Origin of the sequence: Campylobacter sp. RM12654 (assembly GCF_020137585.1) — a bacterium.
GTDB lineage: Bacteria > Campylobacterota > Campylobacteria > Campylobacterales > Campylobacteraceae > Campylobacter_E.
In genome coordinates this window covers 17,524-33,878 of record NZ_JACGAR010000021.1, presented here as the reverse complement: position 1 = coordinate 33,878, position 16,355 = coordinate 17,524, and the positions used below count along the sequence as shown (strand labels likewise).

Here is a 16,355-nt window from a genome sequence, read left to right as displayed (position 1 = left end):
ACTTGGGTTTTTAATTCTATCTTGTGAATATACTCTATTTACTACACCATTCATAAGAGTTGTTGGTTTAAAATCCCCATTAAAAGCCTTAAATCCTTCAACTTTGCTACTTCTAATAATTGGATGATAAGCTCCAAAATGTGAAGCACTAATTAAGCTTTCATCTATTTTAGGAATAGCGTTTTCACCAATAAAATCAACAGCACCTAAACTTGACGCACTAGCTGCTACTCCTGCTGCACCTTTTAAAAAGCTTCTACGAGATAACTTTTCCATAAATTCTCCTTAAAAATTTAAATAAAACTTAATTTTATAAGTTAGATAAAATTATAATAAAATAATTTAAGAATTAAGTAAATAGAATAATATATTCTTAATTATTATATAGATATTAAATACCCCCCCCCAATAGCAAAAAGGAATAATATATAAATATAATGAAAACTATATTATTTAAGAAGAATTAATTAAAAATGGAATTTAAAATATAATTTTAAATTCCAAAGTAAAAACACTAAAATACAAGATTAAATAAAGCTAAAATTATAAGTATTAATACAAAACCTATAACACCTATTAAAGTTTCAAGAATAGTCCAAGTTTTAAGAGTTGTTTTTTCATCTAAACCAAATAAGCCTTTTACAAGCCAAAATCCAGAATCATTAAAATGAGAGCAAACAACACTACCACAAGCTATTGCTAAAACGATAGCAACTTTATCAAATTCTGCAATTGATGTATTTGCTGCAATAATTGGTGCCATTAAACCAGCTGTTGTAGTAAGTGCAACAGTAGCTGAACCTTGAGCAATTCTAATAATTGCTGCTATTATAAAACCAGCTAAAATAACAGGAACGCCTAAATTAGCTAAAGTTCCAGCCAACGCATCACCTATTCCACTAGCTCTTAAAACACCGCCAAACATACCACCTGCACCGGTTACAAGCACTACAGAACAAATTGCAGGAAGAGCTTTTTCACAATATTTTTCAAGATTTTTAGCTCCTAAACTCTTATTAAATACAATAATACAAATTATTAAAGTAATCATAAGAGCGATTGGAGTTTGACCTATTAGATTTAAAACATTAAAACATATATCATTTTTTGCGATTATTTCTAATTTTTGCATAGATGAGATAATTGCACTTATAAAAATCAATACTACAGGGGTTAATAATATAAATATTACGGTTAAGAATTTAGGTTTATGTTTAATTTCTATTTTTTCATCTTCAAATAAATCTGGTGCTTTAAAATACATTTTTTTACCAGAATAAAGCCCAAATAAATAAGAGCTAAAATACCAAGTAGGAAGACCAATAATAAGTCCTAATATTAAAACCCAACCAACATTAGCGTCTATTGTAGCTGCTGCTGCAACTGGACCTGGGTGTGGTGGTAAGAAAACATGCATTACAGAAAATGCACCAACTGAAGGAAGTGCATAAGTTAAAACAGAACCTTTTAATTTATGAGCTACGCTTAATATAACAGGCAACATTACAATTAACCCTGCATCAAAAAATATAGGGAAAGCAAAAATCAATGAAGCTAAACCTAGTGCAAATGGAGCTCTTTGCACCCCAAAAAACTCAATTAAAGTATCAGCTAAAACTTGAGCTCCACCAGAAACTTCTAAAATTTTACCTATCATAGCACCAATACCAACTAATAAAGCAACACTTGCTAAAGTTGAACCAAAACCACCAAGCATTACTCCTAAAATTTTATCAAGCGGCGTATTGGCTGCTAAAGAAGTTAAAAAACTTATTATTATTAATGATATGAAAGCGTGAATTTTTAATTTCATAATCATAAATAATAATAAAACAACCGCAACTGCGGCAACACATAATAAGTAAGAAGCACTAAGCTCTTGCATTATTTCTCCTTTTATTTGAATTTATGTAATATTAAGAAAAATAGGTTAAAAATAGCAAGATTTTTATAAAAAAGGATAATTAATGAAACATTATAATATTGTTGTAATGGGAGTGTGTGGCTGTGGCAAAAGTACGGTTGGAGCTATGATTGCAAATAGTTTAGGAGCTAGCTTTATAGATGGAGATGATTTACACCCAAGAGCAAATATAGAAAAAATGCAAAGTGGGGTTCCATTAAATGATTTAGATAGAGAACCTTGGCTTGAAAGAATTGCTGATGTATTTTACTCAATTTCAAGAAGAAACCGCTCTTGTGTCATAGCTTGTTCTGCATTAAAAAAACAATATAGAGATAAAATAAGACAATCTGGTAAAATTATCTTTATTCATTTACACGGCTCAAAAGAATTAATAATGCAAAGAATGAGTAAAAGAAGCGGTCATTATATGAAAGAAAATATGATTGATTCTCAATTTTCAACATTAGAATTTCCACACAATGAAGATTTAGTAATAAATATTGATATTACCCCACCTATTGGAGAAATTGTTGAAGATGCACTAATAAAACTAGACCAACTTTAATAGTTTTGCATTTCTTCAAAAATCAACATTATCTCTTCTTGCGTTAAAATACCTAAGTGATAATAAAAAGTTTCATCATTGAAATTAACTTCTTTAAATTTCTTTCCAATTTCTGATTTTGGTTTGAAATTTACCCCATCTTTTGTATAAAAAAATTGTATCGGTATTAAAGAAATTGGGAATTTATTCAATAATTCAGGATTGTCAAAAATATCAATATTTAAAATTTTTACATTCAAATTACCTAGTTCATTATAAACTGATTTTAAAATTGGCTGAAATTGATTGCAAGATGAATTACTAGTATTACAAAAATTTAACAATATATTTGAATTATAATTTTTAATAATACTATTATCTATATAAGTTAATTCAAAACCATCTGTTTTTGTATAACTACCTTCGTTGTAATAATAATACCAAATGCCAAAAGCAGCTATTAATATAGCAAAAAACACTTTTGTTTTCATTTTAAAAACCTTTAAATTTAATAAAGGTATTTTAAAATATTTCTTTTAATCCCTAACAATTAGGGATTAAAAATATTATTTAGATTTAAAACTTAAAGTAGCAGTAAGCTGTAAAGTATCTCCGTATCTATCAAGATTATAAGGCAATTTTATACCAGCTGCAATAATTTGCAAGCCATCTTGAGGTTTGCTAAGAGTTAAAGTTGCAATACCTTTTTCATCGGTTGTAATATCATCTATATCATCATTTTGGTCTTCAAATTCAACCCCACTAATAGGTTTTCCATCTAACAATACTTGAACTTTTAATTTATCACCTACTTTTTTGTCTAGTGGATTTTCTAATGGAATTATTTCAAATTTTAACCCTAAAGGCTTACTTGATGCTTCGTCCCAAGCGAATATACTTTTACCCATTTTAAATATTTTTCTAGTTTGGGTTACTTCATTTGCACCTGTAATGTCGGTAATTTCATTTCTAGCTTGAGAATAATGTTTGCCATCTTTTGTAAAAGTATAATAACCAAAATCATAATTTACACTAGCTACTGATGGATTACCTTCTATAAAGATTTTATTATTTAAATAATCATATCCAGCTTTAAGCTTTTTACCCTTAGAATCTTTTGCGCTTACCCCAAATATTCTATCGCTTTGAAATTGACCCCAGTGATCATCAGCCCAAAATCCAACCTTATAACCATCATCTGTTTTCATTGGAAAAAATTGATGAGCAAATGCAGAACTTGCAACAAAAATACTAGCTAATGTAATTTTACTTAACTTCATAACATATCCTTTTTTTAAATTAATTTGATATTGATTATTATATGAATTATTTATTAATTTTTTCTTAATTTGATAATAATTTTAATTTTCTTTAATAAATATATTTTTTACAAATAAAAAAGGATTTTAAATAAGATAAATATTATCTTTTTTTTGATATATTTTTAATACAAATTTTAAAATTAAGGAGAAAAGATGTTTAAATTAAGAACATTAAATTATGCGACAAATGCGTTTTCAGGCTTTTTAACTGAAGAAACTTTCAATTATCACTATGGTAAACACCATCAAACTTATGTTAATAATCTTAACAATTTGATTGCTGGAACAGAATTTGAAAAAAAAGATTTAGTTGATATTATCTTAACTTCTAAAGAAGGTATTTTTAATAATGCTGCACAAGTTTATAATCACGATTTTTATTTTGACTGCATTAGTCCAAAAGAAAGTAAAATGAGTGCTGAATTAGAAAAAGCAATTAATGAAGCTTTTGGAACCTGTTCAAACTTTAAAGATGAATTTATAAAAGGTGCTACAGGCTTATTTGGTAGTGGATGGTTTTGGCTTGTATATAATACTACAAGTAAAAAACTTGAATTAGTAAAAACAAGCAATGCAGCAACTCCAATTACTGATAAATTAATTCCTTTATTAGTTGTTGATGTTTGGGAACACGCTTATTATATTGACCACAGAAATGCAAGAGCAGCTTACCTTGAAGGTTTTTATAAGCATATTAATTGGGAATTTGTATCAAGCGCTTACGAATGGGCTTTAAAAGAAGGCTTTAATTCTGTTAAATTCTATGCAAATGAATTGCATAAATAATTCTTAGCCTACTTTTGTAGGCTTATCTTTTATATACTTGAATGTTAAATTGTGCTTTTATTAAATTCTTATCAGATTTTAAAACTATTGGGAAATGAACTCGTAAAATATTTGGAAAATTGTCTAAAGAATCTATAAAATCATAAAAAATAGTTGGACTTGTTATTTTTGTGCTTACTGATAACTGATAGCTTACATAATCTTCGCTAAAATCTAAATTCTTATCTAAATTCACTTCATCAAAAAAAGTCTTGCAATGATTTTTAAATTTTTCAATATCAAATTCATTATGAATTTTTGCTAAATTGGTTTTATTCTCTGATAAATAATCATTTAATTGTCTTTCAATACTTTCATTTTTTGCTTTATTTTGCTGAAATTTTGAATTTGAAGAGCTTAAAACTTCATTTGCAACTTTTAATTTATTTACACTTGGAATTATAAGCAAAGCACTAAGAGTAAAAATAGTAATCAAAAATATACTCAACCATAATAGCAACTTTACTATATCAATTTTACTCATACTATTATCTTTATTCATTAAAACCCTCAGAATTTTCAATAGTGTTAATGCTTACAAAGTTATACCAACCAGAATTTAATTGTATAAAATTAGTTTTTGATGTTTCAAAAATACTTTGAAGCGGTGTTTGCAATAAATTATTATAAATTTCTTTTGTTGGAGTAATTCCTTTAATCAATAAGCTTTTTTGCTCCATTAGAACTTCATTTAAAACTATACTATCAGGAACTAAGTCAAATAAATTTTTTATACTCTTTTTTAAATTTATATTAGAAGCTTGTATATCACTTACTAAAGCTATATATTCTTTATTTAAAATAATTTCATTCCTATTTTTTCCTATTAATTCTACCATTTTATCACTATTTTCTTTGGCTTGTTGTGCGTCGCTATATGCTAATTCTTGTTTTATTTTTATAAATACAGCAAAAAATATAATTACAAAAATAATGAAGATTAAAAAATAAAAGCATAATTTATTAAATTTATTTAATATAGGTTTTTGTTCAGCATTTTTAAGACTATATATCAATTTTTGCTCCTAAATCATTACTGCTTAATTTTAACATTTCCTTAAATATATCAATTGTATATACAATAGGATTTATTAATAATTCACTTTCAATATAAGAATGCATAGCTTTAGAACTTTTTTCATGTTCAAATATAATAATATTATTAATAAAATCACTATCATAAATATTGTTATTATAAAATTCTTTAATCGCACTATTTATATATTCAAATATTTGCATATCCAAGCTAAATGATTGTAAATTTTCATTCAAATCAGAATTTAAATCAGCTCCTAAATCAAAATTATCATCAACCTTTACATTATCAAATTCATCAAAATCAAGTTCTTCTAATGTATCGTTATTGCTATCTAATTCAATTTCTTCTTCTAATTCTAAAGATTGATGGTCTTCTTCATTATCTTTGTTGATTTTAAGCTCAAAATAACTACCAAATTTAAATTTTTTACCATCATAAATCATTAAAGTAATGAATTCTCCGTATTTTAACACAAATAAACTTATGCCATCAAATACAAAACCATCTGTTTTTTTATCTTGAATTAGTTTAAACAATATGCTAAAAGGAGAATAAATTAAATCCACTTGCAATTCATCAAAAACAATATCAGCATTGATTAATTCAGTTTTAGCCGCATACAAAAACGAGTTATCAAAGATTTTTAAACTAACAGCACTACTATCAACACCAAATTTTTGTAAATCTGTTTTATTAATTGTCGGCACCATTCCTTGACCGATACTAGTAAATAAAAGTGAAACATAAGTAAAATAATGATTATCAATTAAGGTTTTTATATATTTTAGTAATTTATTTTTATCTTCTTCAATAAAAGTTCTTTGATGAATTTTAATAATTTTTTCATTTTTAACAGAATAAGCTTCTATACTACAACTTTTATCCTTAATTACTAAATTAATAAAAATAGTTGATAGGTATTTTCTTATATTAAACATAAAAACCTTCTTCATTTAATTTAAGCTCTAGTTTATTAAATTCCTTATTTATTAAATTAACAGAATTTTCTTCATCTAATAATATCGGTTTTGAAATAATATAAGCAATTGTAGAAAATGGCTTAGCTAAAATCATCTTATCCCAACTTTTAGCCCTATAAAATCTACTTGCAGCATTATCAAAAATAATCGTAGGAATTTTATATTTTAAAGCTATTTTATAAGAGCCTGCTGAAATACTATGATAAGGTCCTCTAGGTCCATCAGGAGTAATATATACATCATGACCTTGCCCTAAAAGACTTTTAATTTCAAGCAATGCTTTAACTGGAGAATCATAAGTGCTACCCCTAACAGCATTTATATTAAAGTATTTCATAACACTAGCAATTAATTCCCCATCTTTGTGATTACTTATTAATACATAAGGCTTTTTTTTATAACCATTTTTCTTCATATAAGCAAAAATAAAAGCCATCATAGTAAGTTTTCCATGCCAAAAAAGTACTATACAAGGCTCTTTAGGTAAAGTTTTTTCTCCATAAAATCTTTTTTTACAAGTTAAATAAATAATATTTAAAAGTATAAATATTATAAAAGCTAAAATTTTAACTTTGTATTTCGCCATAAAGGGTTGTCCTAGAAGTCTTTGTAATCTTTACATCAACCATTTTTCCAAGCAATTCTTCGCTACCATTTACAACTATTAAGAAATTATTATCACTTCTTCCTGCTATAGTTTGATTTTCTCTTAATTCTTCAAAATATACTTTATAAGTTTTATTTAATTGTGCTACACTAATCTCATCTAAAATTTCATTGTATAAACTTTGTAATTTAGTTAGCCTTGTACTTGCTATATTTTCAGGAATTTGATTTGGCATTGTTGCTGCAGGTGTTAGTGGTCTTTTAGAATACTTAAATGAAAAAATTTGCTCAAATCTAATTTTTCTCATTACATCAAGTGTTAATTCAAAATCTTCATCGCTCTCACCAGGAAATGCCACGATAATATCTGTTGATATACTAGCACTTGGAACTAATTCTCTTAATTTTAAAGCCCTATTTATAAACCATTCTCTAGTATAACCACGCTTCATAGCTTTTAAAATACTTGTGCTACCACTTTGTAAAGGCATATGCATACTTTTACAAATTTTAGGATTTTTTGCAAAAGTTTCTAAAAACTTATCATCCATATGAAGTGGGTGTGGGCTAGTAAATCTAATCCTTTCAAGCCCATCAACCTCGCTAATCTCATTTAAAAGATCTGAAAAATCCATTTTAGGATGGTTACTTGAAAATCTTTTACCATAATTATTTACATTTTGTCCTAGCAAAAATACTTCACTAGCTCCGTTACTAACGGCTTTTTTTACTTCATTTAAAATAATATTTTTTGGAATGCTTAGCTCATCACCACGAGTGTGTGGGACGATACAATAAGCACAATGCTTATCACAACCTATCATAATATTTACATAGCTTTTATAAATACTATTCCTAAAATCAGCAAAAGCAAAATCGCTTTCATCGTAATTTATATCATTACTTATAAATTTTGGAGTTTTAATTGCTTCTGTTATACGGCTAATATTTCTTGCACCTAACACAAAATCAACTTGTGGAGCACGCTTAAAAATCTCGCTACCTAAATGTGAAGCCGTGCAACCACAAACGCCTATTTTTGCTCCTTCTTTTTTCTCTTTTAAAAAACCACCTACTTCACTAAAAAGCTTATGGACTGGTTTTTCACGCACACTACAAGTATTTATTAATATTAAATCAGCTTCTTTTTTATCTGTAGTTACTTCATAACCTTCTTTAGTGGTAAGCTCTGCAATCATACGCTCACTATCGCGAACATTCATTGCACAGCCTAAAGTTTCTATATATAATTTTTTACTCAAAGTATATGTACCTCATAAATAAATTCATCTTCTACTAAACCATATTTAACCGTATTTACATATACCTTAAAATTATTTAATTTTTCAACTAATTTTGTAATATCTTCACTAGAATTTGAATGGTCTAAAAATATAACCTTTTTTTCTTCAAGTATTTTTATAACTTCTTCAATAGTAACTTCTTTTGGTTTTGAATTTAAAGTTTGTTTTGCTAATTTAAATTTCATCTCATATCCTTTTTTAAATTAAAAAAATAAAATAATAACAAAAAGTTCTTTCATTAAACTTATTAAAAGTTATTTTTTATATAATAATAGTCTTCAAACTTCAATTAAAGGTAAAATCTTGGAAAGAATAGTAGATATAATAGAATCAATTGCGAATGAGAAATCATTGCCAATAGAAGAAGTAAGTGAGCGTGTAGTAAAAGCTATTACAAATACTGCTAAAAGACTTTTTGGTGATGATAAAGAATTTAGTGTAGATGTTAAAAAAACTCTTTGTGTATATCAAAATCTAGTAGTTGTTGCAAATAATGATGAATTAGCTAATAATGAAAGTAAATATATTAGCCTTGATAAAGCAAAATTAGAATCAAGTGAAGTAGAAATCGGAGATACTTTAAAATATGAAATATCTTTTGCAAATCTTGATAGAACTGCAATAAATTGGCTTTATAAAGAATTAGAATATAATGTGCAAAGACTTGTAGAAGAAAAATTATTTGAAAAATACCAAAGTATGGTTGATAGATTAATTTTTGGAACGGTAGTATTTGTTGATAATGATGAAAATACTTTCATAGAATTTGATGAAATTAGAGCAGTATTACCTAGAAAAAATCGTATAAAAGGCGAAAAATTTAAAGTTGGTGATGTATTAAAAGCTGTTATTAGAAAAGTTAGTGTTGATAAAAAACTAGGCTTAAAAGTTGAAATTTCAAGAACTTCTCCTAAATTTTTAAATGCACTTTTAATGCTTGAAGTTCCAGAGATTAAAGATGGAGCTATAGAAATTATTAATTGCGCTAGAATTCCTGGCGAAAGAGCTAAAGTTTTATTAAAAGCTAACTCAATCAATATTGACGCTGTAGGTGCTAGCGTTGGAACAAAAGGTGTTAGAATTAATGCTATTAGTAAAGAATTAAATGGCGAAAATATAGATTGTATAGAGTATTCTAACGAACAAGCTATTGTAGTTTCTCGTGCTTTAGCACCTGCAATTATTAATTCAGTTACGATTGATAACGACATAGCTAAGGTTGTAATAAATCACGACCAAAAAAGTAAAGCTATAGGTAAGCAAGGAATTAATATTAGGTTATGTAATATGCTAACAGGACTTAATATTGAATTAATTGAAGTTGGTACTGAAGCAGAAAATCATATAAGCTCAGAAGAAGCAAAAGCAAATCTTGAAAATCTATTTAAAAATATATGATTGATTTAAGCAAAAACGAAAATACTTGTAATACTTTAGATATTAAAGAGATAATTAATAGTATTGAATTTAATAAGTATTCTTTTGATAAAAATTATAAATTATTAGATGGATTAGCTAATTTTTATAATTTAAAAAGTGATAATTTTGTTCTAGGTAATGGCTCAAGTAATGTTATTTATATGAGCCTTTTAACATTTTATAAATATTCAAATTCTAATGTTCATTTAATATCACCATTACCTACTTTTGACTTAACACTTTATTATGCTAAAAATATAGGTTATAGTATTGATGGGTTTTATTTAGATAGTGAGTTTAATTTTGATATAAATAAAATAAAAATAATCCCAAATAAAATAAATATAATCTATATTGTAAATCCAAACAATCCAACAGGCCTAATGCTAAGCAAGAAAGATTTAAATGAATTAAACTCAATTTGTAAAGATAATGTATATATGCTTTTAGATGAGGCTTATTGTGAATTTGCTGATGATTTTTATAGTTTAGAATTTGCAAAAAATCCAAATATTTTACATATTAGAACATTTTCTAAAATGTATTCATTAGCAGGTTTAAGAGTTGGATATGGGATAGCTCATAATAAATTAATAACGATTTTAAAAGATTTTTTTAGTCCTGATGCTATTAATGCTTTTGCTTTAGAGTGTGCGATTTTTGCCCTAAAACAAAATAACTTTGTAAAAACTACAAGAAAAATTATTAACGATAATAAAGCTTTATTAGAAAATGAATTTGAAACTTTAAATATAAAATATTTTAAATCTCATACTAACTTTATTTTACACGAAATTAAAAGCACAAAATACGCTGATTTTATGAAAGAATGCGGGATAATAGTTGGAAGAGCTATAGATAATTATCCTTTATTAAATAGAATTAGCATAGGAAATATTAAACAATTAAAAGAATTTACAAAAGCATTAAGGCTAGCTAAAAATCATAATTTAGTTTGAGCTTTAAGCTCAAACTTTATTTATCTTTAAAATAATTATCCAGTATTTCACAAATACAATGTATTGTGAAAATATGAATTTCTTGTATTCTTGGCGTATCCTTACTAGGTGCTTTTAGGGCAAAATACGGACTATTTTCTAATTTTTCACTAGCCAATAAAACGCATTTGCAACCAATTTTTCTAGCTTCTTCAAGTGCTAAAATAACATTTTTACTAGTCCCGCTAGTGCTTATACCAAACACTATATCTTCACTTTTAGCAATAGCATTTACTTGCCTACTAAACACATATTCATAGCCATAATCATTACCGATTGCAGTTAGTGCTGAAGTATCTGTGCTAAGTGCAATAGCACTAAGACCATTACGCTCACATTTATATCTTCCACTAAGTTCGGCTGCAAAATGTTGAGCATCTGCAGCACTACCACCATTGCCAAAAATCAATAATTTTTTACCATTTTCCAAAGCTTTTTTTATAATATCAGCTACTTGAATAATATCTTTTAAATACTCTTCATTAATATTATCATAAGCTTTTTTGTGCTCGTTTAACTCATTTTTTAATTTATTTAACATATAACTCCTTTATTTTTTCTATAATATTTGTGGTTGAATATCCTGTTTTAAATTCTATTAATTTTACTTCTTTTGCATATGATGAGCCAACAACTTCTTTTCCTTCATAATCAGCACCTTTTACCAATATATCAGGCTCTAAAGTTTTAATTAAATTAATTGGCGTATCTTCACTAAATTCACAAACATAATCTACAAATTCTAAAGCACACATCATAGCTTTTCTAGTCATTATATTATTAATTGGTCTATTTTCACCTTTTAATCTCTTAATACTTTCATCAGAATTTAAACCGACAACTAAAATATCTCCTAACTCCTTAGCTGCTCTTAAATAACTAAGATGCCCGTAATGTAAAATATCAAAACAGCCATTGGTAAAAACTATTTTTTTACCTTTACTAAGTTGTTTAATCTCATCTATATTTTTAAATTTATAAAATTCATTATCAAAATTTATAATCTCATCAAGCCCTACGCTAACAGCCCCTATCTTACCTACAACAATAGCAGCAGCTTTATTAGCTAAATCTATACTTTTACTAATATTAAAATCATTCGCTAAGAAAAATGATAATGATGAAATCACGCTATCTCCAGCACCGGTTACATCAAAAACTTCTTTAGCTAAAGCATAATGGCGATTTAATTTGTTATCATAAACAGCAGCAATTCCATTGCTACCTAAAGTAATTAATGGTATTTTTAAATCCAATTCTTTTTGTAATTTTTCTAATGATTTTAATAATATACCATCATCATATTCATTAAAATTACCTAAAAATTCACAAGCTTCTTTGTAATTAGGTGTTATTAAATCTATACCTTTAAACTTATAAAAATCTTTCTTAGGGTCTGCTAGACTTAAAGTATTACTATCTTTTGCAAATTTAATTATTTTTTGTGCTAAATAAGGACTAACAACTCCTTTATCATAATCACTAAAAATAATTACATCATATTTATCATTGCGTATTTTATCAAATAATTCATCAGCTAATTTATCGCTAATTTGCTCTGTGCTTTCTACATCTATTCTAACTATTTGTTGATTTGAGCCAAAAATACGAGTTTTTGTAGAAGTTTTTCTATCTTTTTGCTTAATTATATGGCAAGTTATATTTTGTTTTTGCAATTCACTTTCAATAAATCTAGCACTATCATCATCTCCAATTACACTTAAAATACTAACATTTGCACCTAATTTTGCAAGATTATTAGCAACATTTGCCATACCACCTAAGACTTTTTTCTCACTTTTAGGAGTGATTACTGGAACTGGTGCTTCTGGACTAATTCTAGTGCAATTTGCGAAAACATAAATATCGTGTATTAAATCTCCAATTACTAAAGCTTTAATATTTTTCATTCATAGTCCTTTTTTATATCTAATAAATTATTCACTTTTTTACAATATTCAAATTCTTTTAAATCTTCATTAAACAAATAACGATTATTAATATTTGCATTTATAGCCGCTTGCATATCACTTACTTTATCGCCTATAAAAATTGAATTAAATAAATCTAAATTAAATTCTTTAGCTGCTTGTAAAATAAGACCAGCTTTTGGTTTTCTACATTCACAATTATCACTAGGTATATGCAAACAAGAATAAATTTTACTTATATTAATTTTATGATTTTTAAACTCATTTAAAATTGCTTCATTAAAAATATCCATTTGCTCTTTTGTAAAATACCCACGCCCTACTCCACTTTGATTTGTAATTATAAAAATCAAATAATCTTTATCTTGAAAGAATTTAACTATCTCAAAAATATTAGGCATAAATACTAATTTTTCTAATTCATAAACATAAGAAAAATCCTTATTAATTACCCCATCTCTATCTAAAAATAAAGCTTTTTTCATATTTTTTAATTCCATTTTTCTTTGTTCTAAAATAATTGCATCATTTAATGCTTCTTCACTATCATTTAATTCTAAAAAGCCATTATTTTCGGTAAATTGTTTATTTTTAAAACCCCAAATAAAGGCAATGATTACTATAAAAGCTAATAATATTGATACCCCTATCATTAGCATTAAAACATTTTCCATATTTATCCTTTTTGATTATTTTAATAAATATCATAAAACTATTAGGAATTTAATTTGGAAAATGAAATATAAAAATATCTATTAAAATATTCAACGAGTAATTAGCTAATATAAAAAATATTAGCTAATTTAAAATTAATTTCTAACTTTATCTAATACACCATTAATAAGCTTAGGTGCATTATCACTTGCATATTCTTTAGCTAGTTCAATAGCTTCATTTATAACAACAGCTTTATCTGTTTTTGTAAAAAGCAATTCATAAACACCAAGTCTTAAAATAGCTTTTTCCATACCACCTAAATTACTAACTTCATTGCTTTCTAAAATACCTTTTAAACATTCATCTATTTTTAATAGATTTGCTTGAACGCCGTTAAATAATTCTAAAGCCCATTCACGAATAGCATTTCTTATTTTATGCTCTTCTAAATAATCATTTACATGCTCACTATTTTGAACATAATCAAATGAATACAATAAACTTACAACCGTTTTTCTAGCTTGATGTCTAGTTGCCATTTTGAACTCTTTGTAAATTTAGCATTTCAATAGTAGTTACCATAGCTTCATAACCTTTATTGCCACTTTTAATTCCTGCTCTATCCATAGCTTGCTCTGTAGTGTTTGTTGTAAGAACACCAAAACTAATTGGAGTATCATTTGCTAAAGTTATAGCTGCAACACCCTTAGTGCATTCTGCTGATACATAATCAAAATGTGGGGTATCTCCACGAATAACAGCACCTAAAACCACTATTCCATCATAATTTTTCTTCACTGCTTGTTTTAAAGCATAAGGTAATTCAAAAGCACCAGGAACTAAAATTAAATCTAAATTCTTTTCATTTCCACCAAAACGAACAAAAGCATCTTTAGCACCTTCAACTAATTTATCAGTTATAAAACTATTAAATCTAGCATTTATTATGGCAAATTTCTCATTACCATTTAATTTTAATTGTCCTTCAATAATATTCATACTTATTCCTTATTTAATATTTTCAATAATAAATTAATTTTCTCTTCTAATTTGCTAGTAGCTACCATATTAGGTCCATCGCATAAAGCTTCACACGGATTAAAATGTGTTTCAAAGAAAAATCCATCAACGCCAACTCCAGCAGCAGCTCTTGCTAAAGGCAATACAAAAGAGCTATCTCCACCACTCTTACCACCTGCTGCTCCAGGCATTTGAACGCTATGTGTAGCATCAAATATAACAGGTGCGAAATTTCTCATAATTTTAAGAGATCTCATATCAACAACTAAATTCCCATATCCAAGACTAGTTCCACGCTCAACTGCTAAAACACCAGCTTCTCTTGCCATTTGATGAGCTTTTGAAAAATCTTCATCTTTTAAATCTTTAAATGATAATTCTCCAATATCAGAGCAAGCAAAAAAACTTTCATCATTAGTTTTATAATCATACCCTCTAGTCTGTGCTACTTTTGCTACGCTATATTTCATATCACTTGGGTTTAAAAATTGACCTTTTTTGATATTTATAATAGCTTTAGTTTTAGCAGCTGCAACTAATAAATCAGTTTGTCTGCATAAAAAAGCTGGAATTTGAAGAGTATCAACAACTTGAGCTGCAATTTCAGCTTGATAACTCTCGTGAATATCTGTAATTATTTTATATCCAAATTTAGATTTTATATCAGCTAAAATCTGCAAACCTTTTTCAAGTCCAGGTCCTCTAAAACTATCTAAACTTGTGCGATTTGCTTTATCAAAACTTGATTTAAAATAAAAATCAATTTGTGGATGTTTTGCAATTTTTTCTAATCTTTTTGCAACTTCTGTAACAATTTCAGGACTTTCTATAACGCAAGGTCCTGCAAATAATATTATTTTTCTCATTTTTTATTATCCTTACTTAAACTTATTCCTATACCACCTATTAAAACGCAGATTATACCTGTTAAAACTACAAAACTTGGTAAATCATCTCCTAAAAGTATTCCTAAAAATAAAGTAAATACAACATCAATATATCCAACTCCAGCTACAACCCCAGCCTTTTTAGCTGCTTTATAGGCTTTTGTTACATATATTTGGTATAGAATCGATAAAGAGCCCATTAAAATAATTAAAGTCCATATTTTATATCCAACAGGCATTACAAATGTAGCAAAAGCAAAATCAAAATGCCTAATAATACTCTCATTTAAATACTCTCCGCCTAGCATAGATAATATAGGTAAAATTGTTCCTAGTATAAAAAAACTTGATGCTATAACTTCAGTATTGTAAAACTTTCCTAATTCCCTAGCACTTGCTAAAGCAAGTGCTGCTGTTAAACCACTTAAAACACCTAAAATTGAGTTTTTAATATCAAAACCACTATGTAAATGTTCAGGTGCAAATGGTTGAATTATCAGCATTACACCACCAAAAGCTAATAATAAATATAAAATACTTTTAAATCCTAACTGCTCTTTAAAAAACAAAAATGCAATTAATGCTACAAAAAGTGGATTTGTTTTTTGAAAAGCAAAAGCACCGCCTAAAGAAATATTAGCGACATTATAAAAGAAAAAATATAAAGAAATAGTTCCTATTAAACCACGAAAAAACAATAAAGAGAATTTACCACCTGATTTTTTGTGTGGAATTTTATAAATCAAATAAGCTATAAAAATAACTCCAATAACATTTCTAAAAAACATTATTTCTACACTAGGCATAGTATTTGCAAGTAGTTTTGCACAGCACCCCATGAGTGCAAATGCAAAACTAGCAATAACCATAAAATATATTCCTAGATTTTTTTTAATTAACCTTTTTAAACTAAGCAT

21 protein-coding genes and 1 pseudogene are annotated in these 16,355 nt (G+C 26.8%); 4 read left to right on the top strand and 18 right to left on the bottom strand.

The genetic code is table 11. From position 1 onward, the window contains the following. Nucleotides 1-276, bottom strand: a 276-nt coding sequence (locus AVBRAN12654_RS07475) for a twin-arginine translocation signal domain-containing protein (protein WP_336614224.1), incomplete at its 3' end; no start/stop codon positions are given. Between the two features lie 238 nt (nucleotides 277-514). Beyond that, complete coding sequence (locus AVBRAN12654_RS07470) at nucleotides 515-1,885, bottom strand: GntP family permease (protein ID WP_336608864.1); 1,371 nt, start codon at nucleotides 1,883-1,885, stop codon at nucleotides 515-517. A gap of 82 nt (nucleotides 1,886-1,967) precedes the next feature. Here AVBRAN12654_RS07470 and AVBRAN12654_RS07465 point away from each other — a divergent pair, with 82 nt between their 5' ends. Then, nucleotides 1,968-2,471, top strand: coding sequence for a gluconokinase (locus AVBRAN12654_RS07465; RefSeq protein WP_214118573.1), 504 nt, complete (start codon nucleotides 1,968-1,970; stop codon nucleotides 2,469-2,471). Here AVBRAN12654_RS07465 and AVBRAN12654_RS07460 read toward each other — a convergent pair. Together AVBRAN12654_RS07460 and AVBRAN12654_RS07455 are read right to left on the bottom strand one after the other, a co-directional pair. Then, nucleotides 2,468-2,941: a thioredoxin family protein gene (locus AVBRAN12654_RS07460; protein WP_214118571.1), complete on the bottom strand. Its 474-nt coding sequence runs from the start codon at nucleotides 2,939-2,941 to the stop codon at nucleotides 2,468-2,470. The two genes, AVBRAN12654_RS07465 and AVBRAN12654_RS07460, sit on opposite strands and share 4 nt — an antisense overlap. 75 nt (nucleotides 2,942-3,016) lie before the next feature. Beyond that, nucleotides 3,017-3,730 (bottom strand): DUF4198 domain-containing protein, encoded by a 714-nt coding sequence (locus tag AVBRAN12654_RS07455; protein WP_214120361.1) that lies wholly within the window; start codon nucleotides 3,728-3,730, stop codon nucleotides 3,017-3,019. Between the two features lie 195 nt (nucleotides 3,731-3,925). On the opposite strand from AVBRAN12654_RS07455, the gene AVBRAN12654_RS07450 reads away from it, so the two are divergent. Continuing rightward, a complete protein-coding gene (locus AVBRAN12654_RS07450; RefSeq protein ID WP_214118567.1) occupies nucleotides 3,926-4,558 on the top strand; it encodes a superoxide dismutase in 633 nt (210 codons plus the stop codon). Nucleotides 4,559-4,580: 22 nt separating this feature from the next. Here the strand turns inward: AVBRAN12654_RS07450 and AVBRAN12654_RS07445 are convergent, their stop codons facing one another. Genes AVBRAN12654_RS07445 through AVBRAN12654_RS07420 form a run of 6 tightly spaced genes read right to left on the bottom strand, consistent with a single transcriptional unit; the run spans nucleotide 4,581 to nucleotide 8,711 of the window. Then, entirely contained in the window at nucleotides 4,581-5,099 is a 519-nt protein-coding gene (locus AVBRAN12654_RS07445; protein ID WP_214118565.1) for a hypothetical protein, read from the bottom strand. Next, nucleotides 5,092-5,613: a hypothetical protein gene (locus AVBRAN12654_RS07440; RefSeq protein ID WP_336614223.1), complete on the bottom strand. Its 522-nt coding sequence runs from the start codon at nucleotides 5,611-5,613 to the stop codon at nucleotides 5,092-5,094. Before AVBRAN12654_RS07440 ends, AVBRAN12654_RS07445 begins: the two co-directional genes overlap by 8 nt. Continuing rightward, nucleotides 5,603-6,574 carry a hypothetical protein gene (locus AVBRAN12654_RS07435; RefSeq protein WP_336614222.1) on the bottom strand — a complete coding sequence of 324 codons (972 nt, stop codon included), beginning with the start codon at nucleotides 6,572-6,574 and terminating at the stop codon, nucleotides 5,603-5,605. Before AVBRAN12654_RS07435 ends, AVBRAN12654_RS07440 begins: the two co-directional genes overlap by 11 nt. Beyond that, nucleotides 6,567-7,202: a lysophospholipid acyltransferase family protein gene (locus AVBRAN12654_RS07430; protein WP_214118560.1), complete on the bottom strand. Its 636-nt coding sequence runs from the start codon at nucleotides 7,200-7,202 to the stop codon at nucleotides 6,567-6,569. Before AVBRAN12654_RS07430 ends, AVBRAN12654_RS07435 begins: the two co-directional genes overlap by 8 nt. After that, nucleotides 7,183-8,484, bottom strand: coding sequence for a tRNA (N6-isopentenyl adenosine(37)-C2)-methylthiotransferase MiaB (miaB, locus tag AVBRAN12654_RS07425; protein WP_336614221.1), 1,302 nt, complete (start codon nucleotides 8,482-8,484; stop codon nucleotides 7,183-7,185). The genes AVBRAN12654_RS07430 and miaB overlap by 20 nt, the downstream gene beginning before the upstream one ends. Next, a complete protein-coding gene (locus tag AVBRAN12654_RS07420) occupies nucleotides 8,481-8,711 on the bottom strand; it encodes an HP0268 family nuclease (protein ID WP_214118556.1) in 231 nt (76 codons plus the stop codon). Before AVBRAN12654_RS07420 ends, miaB begins: the two co-directional genes overlap by 4 nt. Nucleotides 8,712-8,829: 118 nt before the next feature. Between AVBRAN12654_RS07420 and nusA the strand changes: the two genes are divergently transcribed. Together nusA and AVBRAN12654_RS07410 are read left to right on the top strand one after the other, a co-directional pair. Then, nucleotides 8,830-9,924 (top strand): transcription termination factor NusA, encoded by a 1,095-nt coding sequence (gene nusA, locus AVBRAN12654_RS07415; RefSeq protein ID WP_214118554.1) that lies wholly within the window; start codon nucleotides 8,830-8,832, stop codon nucleotides 9,922-9,924. Next, a complete protein-coding gene (locus AVBRAN12654_RS07410) occupies nucleotides 9,921-10,904 on the top strand; it encodes a pyridoxal phosphate-dependent aminotransferase (protein WP_214120365.1) in 984 nt (327 codons plus the stop codon). Before nusA ends, AVBRAN12654_RS07410 begins: the two co-directional genes overlap by 4 nt. 16 nt (nucleotides 10,905-10,920) lie before the next feature. On the opposite strand, the gene AVBRAN12654_RS07405 is transcribed toward AVBRAN12654_RS07410, so the two are convergent. The 8 genes and pseudogenes from AVBRAN12654_RS07405 to AVBRAN12654_RS07375 all read right to left on the bottom strand — a co-directional run bounded on the left by AVBRAN12654_RS07405 (nucleotide 10,921) and on the right by AVBRAN12654_RS07375 (nucleotide 16,355). Next, nucleotides 10,921-11,484: a D-sedoheptulose-7-phosphate isomerase gene (locus AVBRAN12654_RS07405; RefSeq protein ID WP_214118550.1), complete on the bottom strand. Its 564-nt coding sequence runs from the start codon at nucleotides 11,482-11,484 to the stop codon at nucleotides 10,921-10,923. Beyond that, nucleotides 11,474-12,853, bottom strand: a complete 1,380-nt coding sequence (gene rfaE2, locus AVBRAN12654_RS07400) for a D-glycero-beta-D-manno-heptose 1-phosphate adenylyltransferase (protein WP_336614220.1) — start codon at nucleotides 12,851-12,853, stop codon at nucleotides 11,474-11,476. Before rfaE2 ends, AVBRAN12654_RS07405 begins: the two co-directional genes overlap by 11 nt. After that, entirely contained in the window at nucleotides 12,850-13,359 is a 510-nt protein-coding gene (locus AVBRAN12654_RS07395) for an HAD family hydrolase (RefSeq protein ID WP_214150611.1), read from the bottom strand. The genes rfaE2 and AVBRAN12654_RS07395 overlap by 4 nt, the downstream gene beginning before the upstream one ends. A gap of 81 nt (nucleotides 13,360-13,440) precedes the next feature. Continuing rightward, nucleotides 13,441-13,533, bottom strand: a pseudogene (gene ccoS, locus AVBRAN12654_RS09585) (cbb3-type cytochrome oxidase assembly protein CcoS); the annotation flags it as partial. Between the two features lie 150 nt (nucleotides 13,534-13,683). Beyond that, on the bottom strand, nucleotides 13,684-14,070 hold the full coding sequence (gene nusB / locus AVBRAN12654_RS07390) for a transcription antitermination factor NusB (RefSeq protein WP_214120575.1): 387 nt from the start codon (nucleotides 14,068-14,070) through the stop codon (nucleotides 13,684-13,686). After that, on the bottom strand, nucleotides 14,060-14,530 hold the full coding sequence (gene ribH / locus AVBRAN12654_RS07385) for a 6,7-dimethyl-8-ribityllumazine synthase (protein WP_214118534.1): 471 nt from the start codon (nucleotides 14,528-14,530) through the stop codon (nucleotides 14,060-14,062). Before ribH ends, nusB begins: the two co-directional genes overlap by 11 nt. 2 nt (nucleotides 14,531-14,532) lie before the next feature. Then, nucleotides 14,533-15,417 (bottom strand): 3-deoxy-8-phosphooctulonate synthase, encoded by an 885-nt coding sequence (kdsA, locus tag AVBRAN12654_RS07380; RefSeq protein WP_214120573.1) that lies wholly within the window; start codon nucleotides 15,415-15,417, stop codon nucleotides 14,533-14,535. After that, on the bottom strand, nucleotides 15,414-16,355 hold the full coding sequence (locus tag AVBRAN12654_RS07375; RefSeq protein WP_336614219.1) for a DMT family transporter: 942 nt from the start codon (nucleotides 16,353-16,355) through the stop codon (nucleotides 15,414-15,416). The genes kdsA and AVBRAN12654_RS07375 overlap by 4 nt, the downstream gene beginning before the upstream one ends.

Excerpts from the sequence above, each read along its gene's own strand:
- rfaE2 (WP_336614220.1), bottom strand. The coding sequence starts at position 12,853 with ATGAAAAATATTAAAGCTTTAGTAATTGGAGATTTAATACACGATATT.
- ribH (WP_214118534.1), bottom strand. The coding sequence starts at position 14,530 with ATGAATATTATTGAAGGACAATTAAAATTAAATGGTAATGAGAAATTT.
- AVBRAN12654_RS07435 (WP_336614222.1), bottom strand. The coding sequence starts at position 6,574 with ATGTTTAATATAAGAAAATACCTATCAACTATTTTTATTAATTTAGTA.
- AVBRAN12654_RS07465 (WP_214118573.1), top strand. The coding sequence starts at position 1,968 with ATGAAACATTATAATATTGTTGTAATGGGAGTGTGTGGCTGTGGCAAA.
- AVBRAN12654_RS07460 (WP_214118571.1), bottom strand. The coding sequence starts at position 2,941 with ATGAAAACAAAAGTGTTTTTTGCTATATTAATAGCTGCTTTTGGCATT.
- AVBRAN12654_RS07395 (WP_214150611.1), bottom strand. The coding sequence starts at position 13,359 with ATGAAAAAAGCTTTATTTTTAGATAGAGATGGGGTAATTAATAAGGAT.
- nusB (WP_214120575.1), bottom strand. The coding sequence starts at position 14,070 with ATGGCAACTAGACATCAAGCTAGAAAAACGGTTGTAAGTTTATTGTAT.
- AVBRAN12654_RS07430 (WP_214118560.1), bottom strand. The coding sequence starts at position 7,202 with ATGGCGAAATACAAAGTTAAAATTTTAGCTTTTATAATATTTATACTT.
- AVBRAN12654_RS07410 (WP_214120365.1), top strand. The coding sequence starts at position 9,921 with ATGATTGATTTAAGCAAAAACGAAAATACTTGTAATACTTTAGATATT.
- AVBRAN12654_RS07420 (WP_214118556.1), bottom strand. The coding sequence starts at position 8,711 with ATGAAATTTAAATTAGCAAAACAAACTTTAAATTCAAAACCAAAAGAA.
- AVBRAN12654_RS07445 (WP_214118565.1), bottom strand. The coding sequence starts at position 5,099 with ATGAATAAAGATAATAGTATGAGTAAAATTGATATAGTAAAGTTGCTA.
- AVBRAN12654_RS07470 (WP_336608864.1), bottom strand. The coding sequence starts at position 1,885 with ATGCAAGAGCTTAGTGCTTCTTACTTATTATGTGTTGCCGCAGTTGCG.
- AVBRAN12654_RS07455 (WP_214120361.1), bottom strand. The coding sequence starts at position 3,730 with ATGAAGTTAAGTAAAATTACATTAGCTAGTATTTTTGTTGCAAGTTCT.
- AVBRAN12654_RS07450 (WP_214118567.1), top strand. The coding sequence starts at position 3,926 with ATGTTTAAATTAAGAACATTAAATTATGCGACAAATGCGTTTTCAGGC.
- AVBRAN12654_RS07375 (WP_336614219.1), bottom strand. The coding sequence starts at position 16,355 with ATGCTTAGTTTAAAAAGGTTAATTAAAAAAAATCTAGGAATATATTTT.
- AVBRAN12654_RS07405 (WP_214118550.1), bottom strand. The coding sequence starts at position 11,484 with ATGTTAAATAAATTAAAAAATGAGTTAAACGAGCACAAAAAAGCTTAT.
- kdsA (WP_214120573.1), bottom strand. The coding sequence starts at position 15,417 with ATGAGAAAAATAATATTATTTGCAGGACCTTGCGTTATAGAAAGTCCT.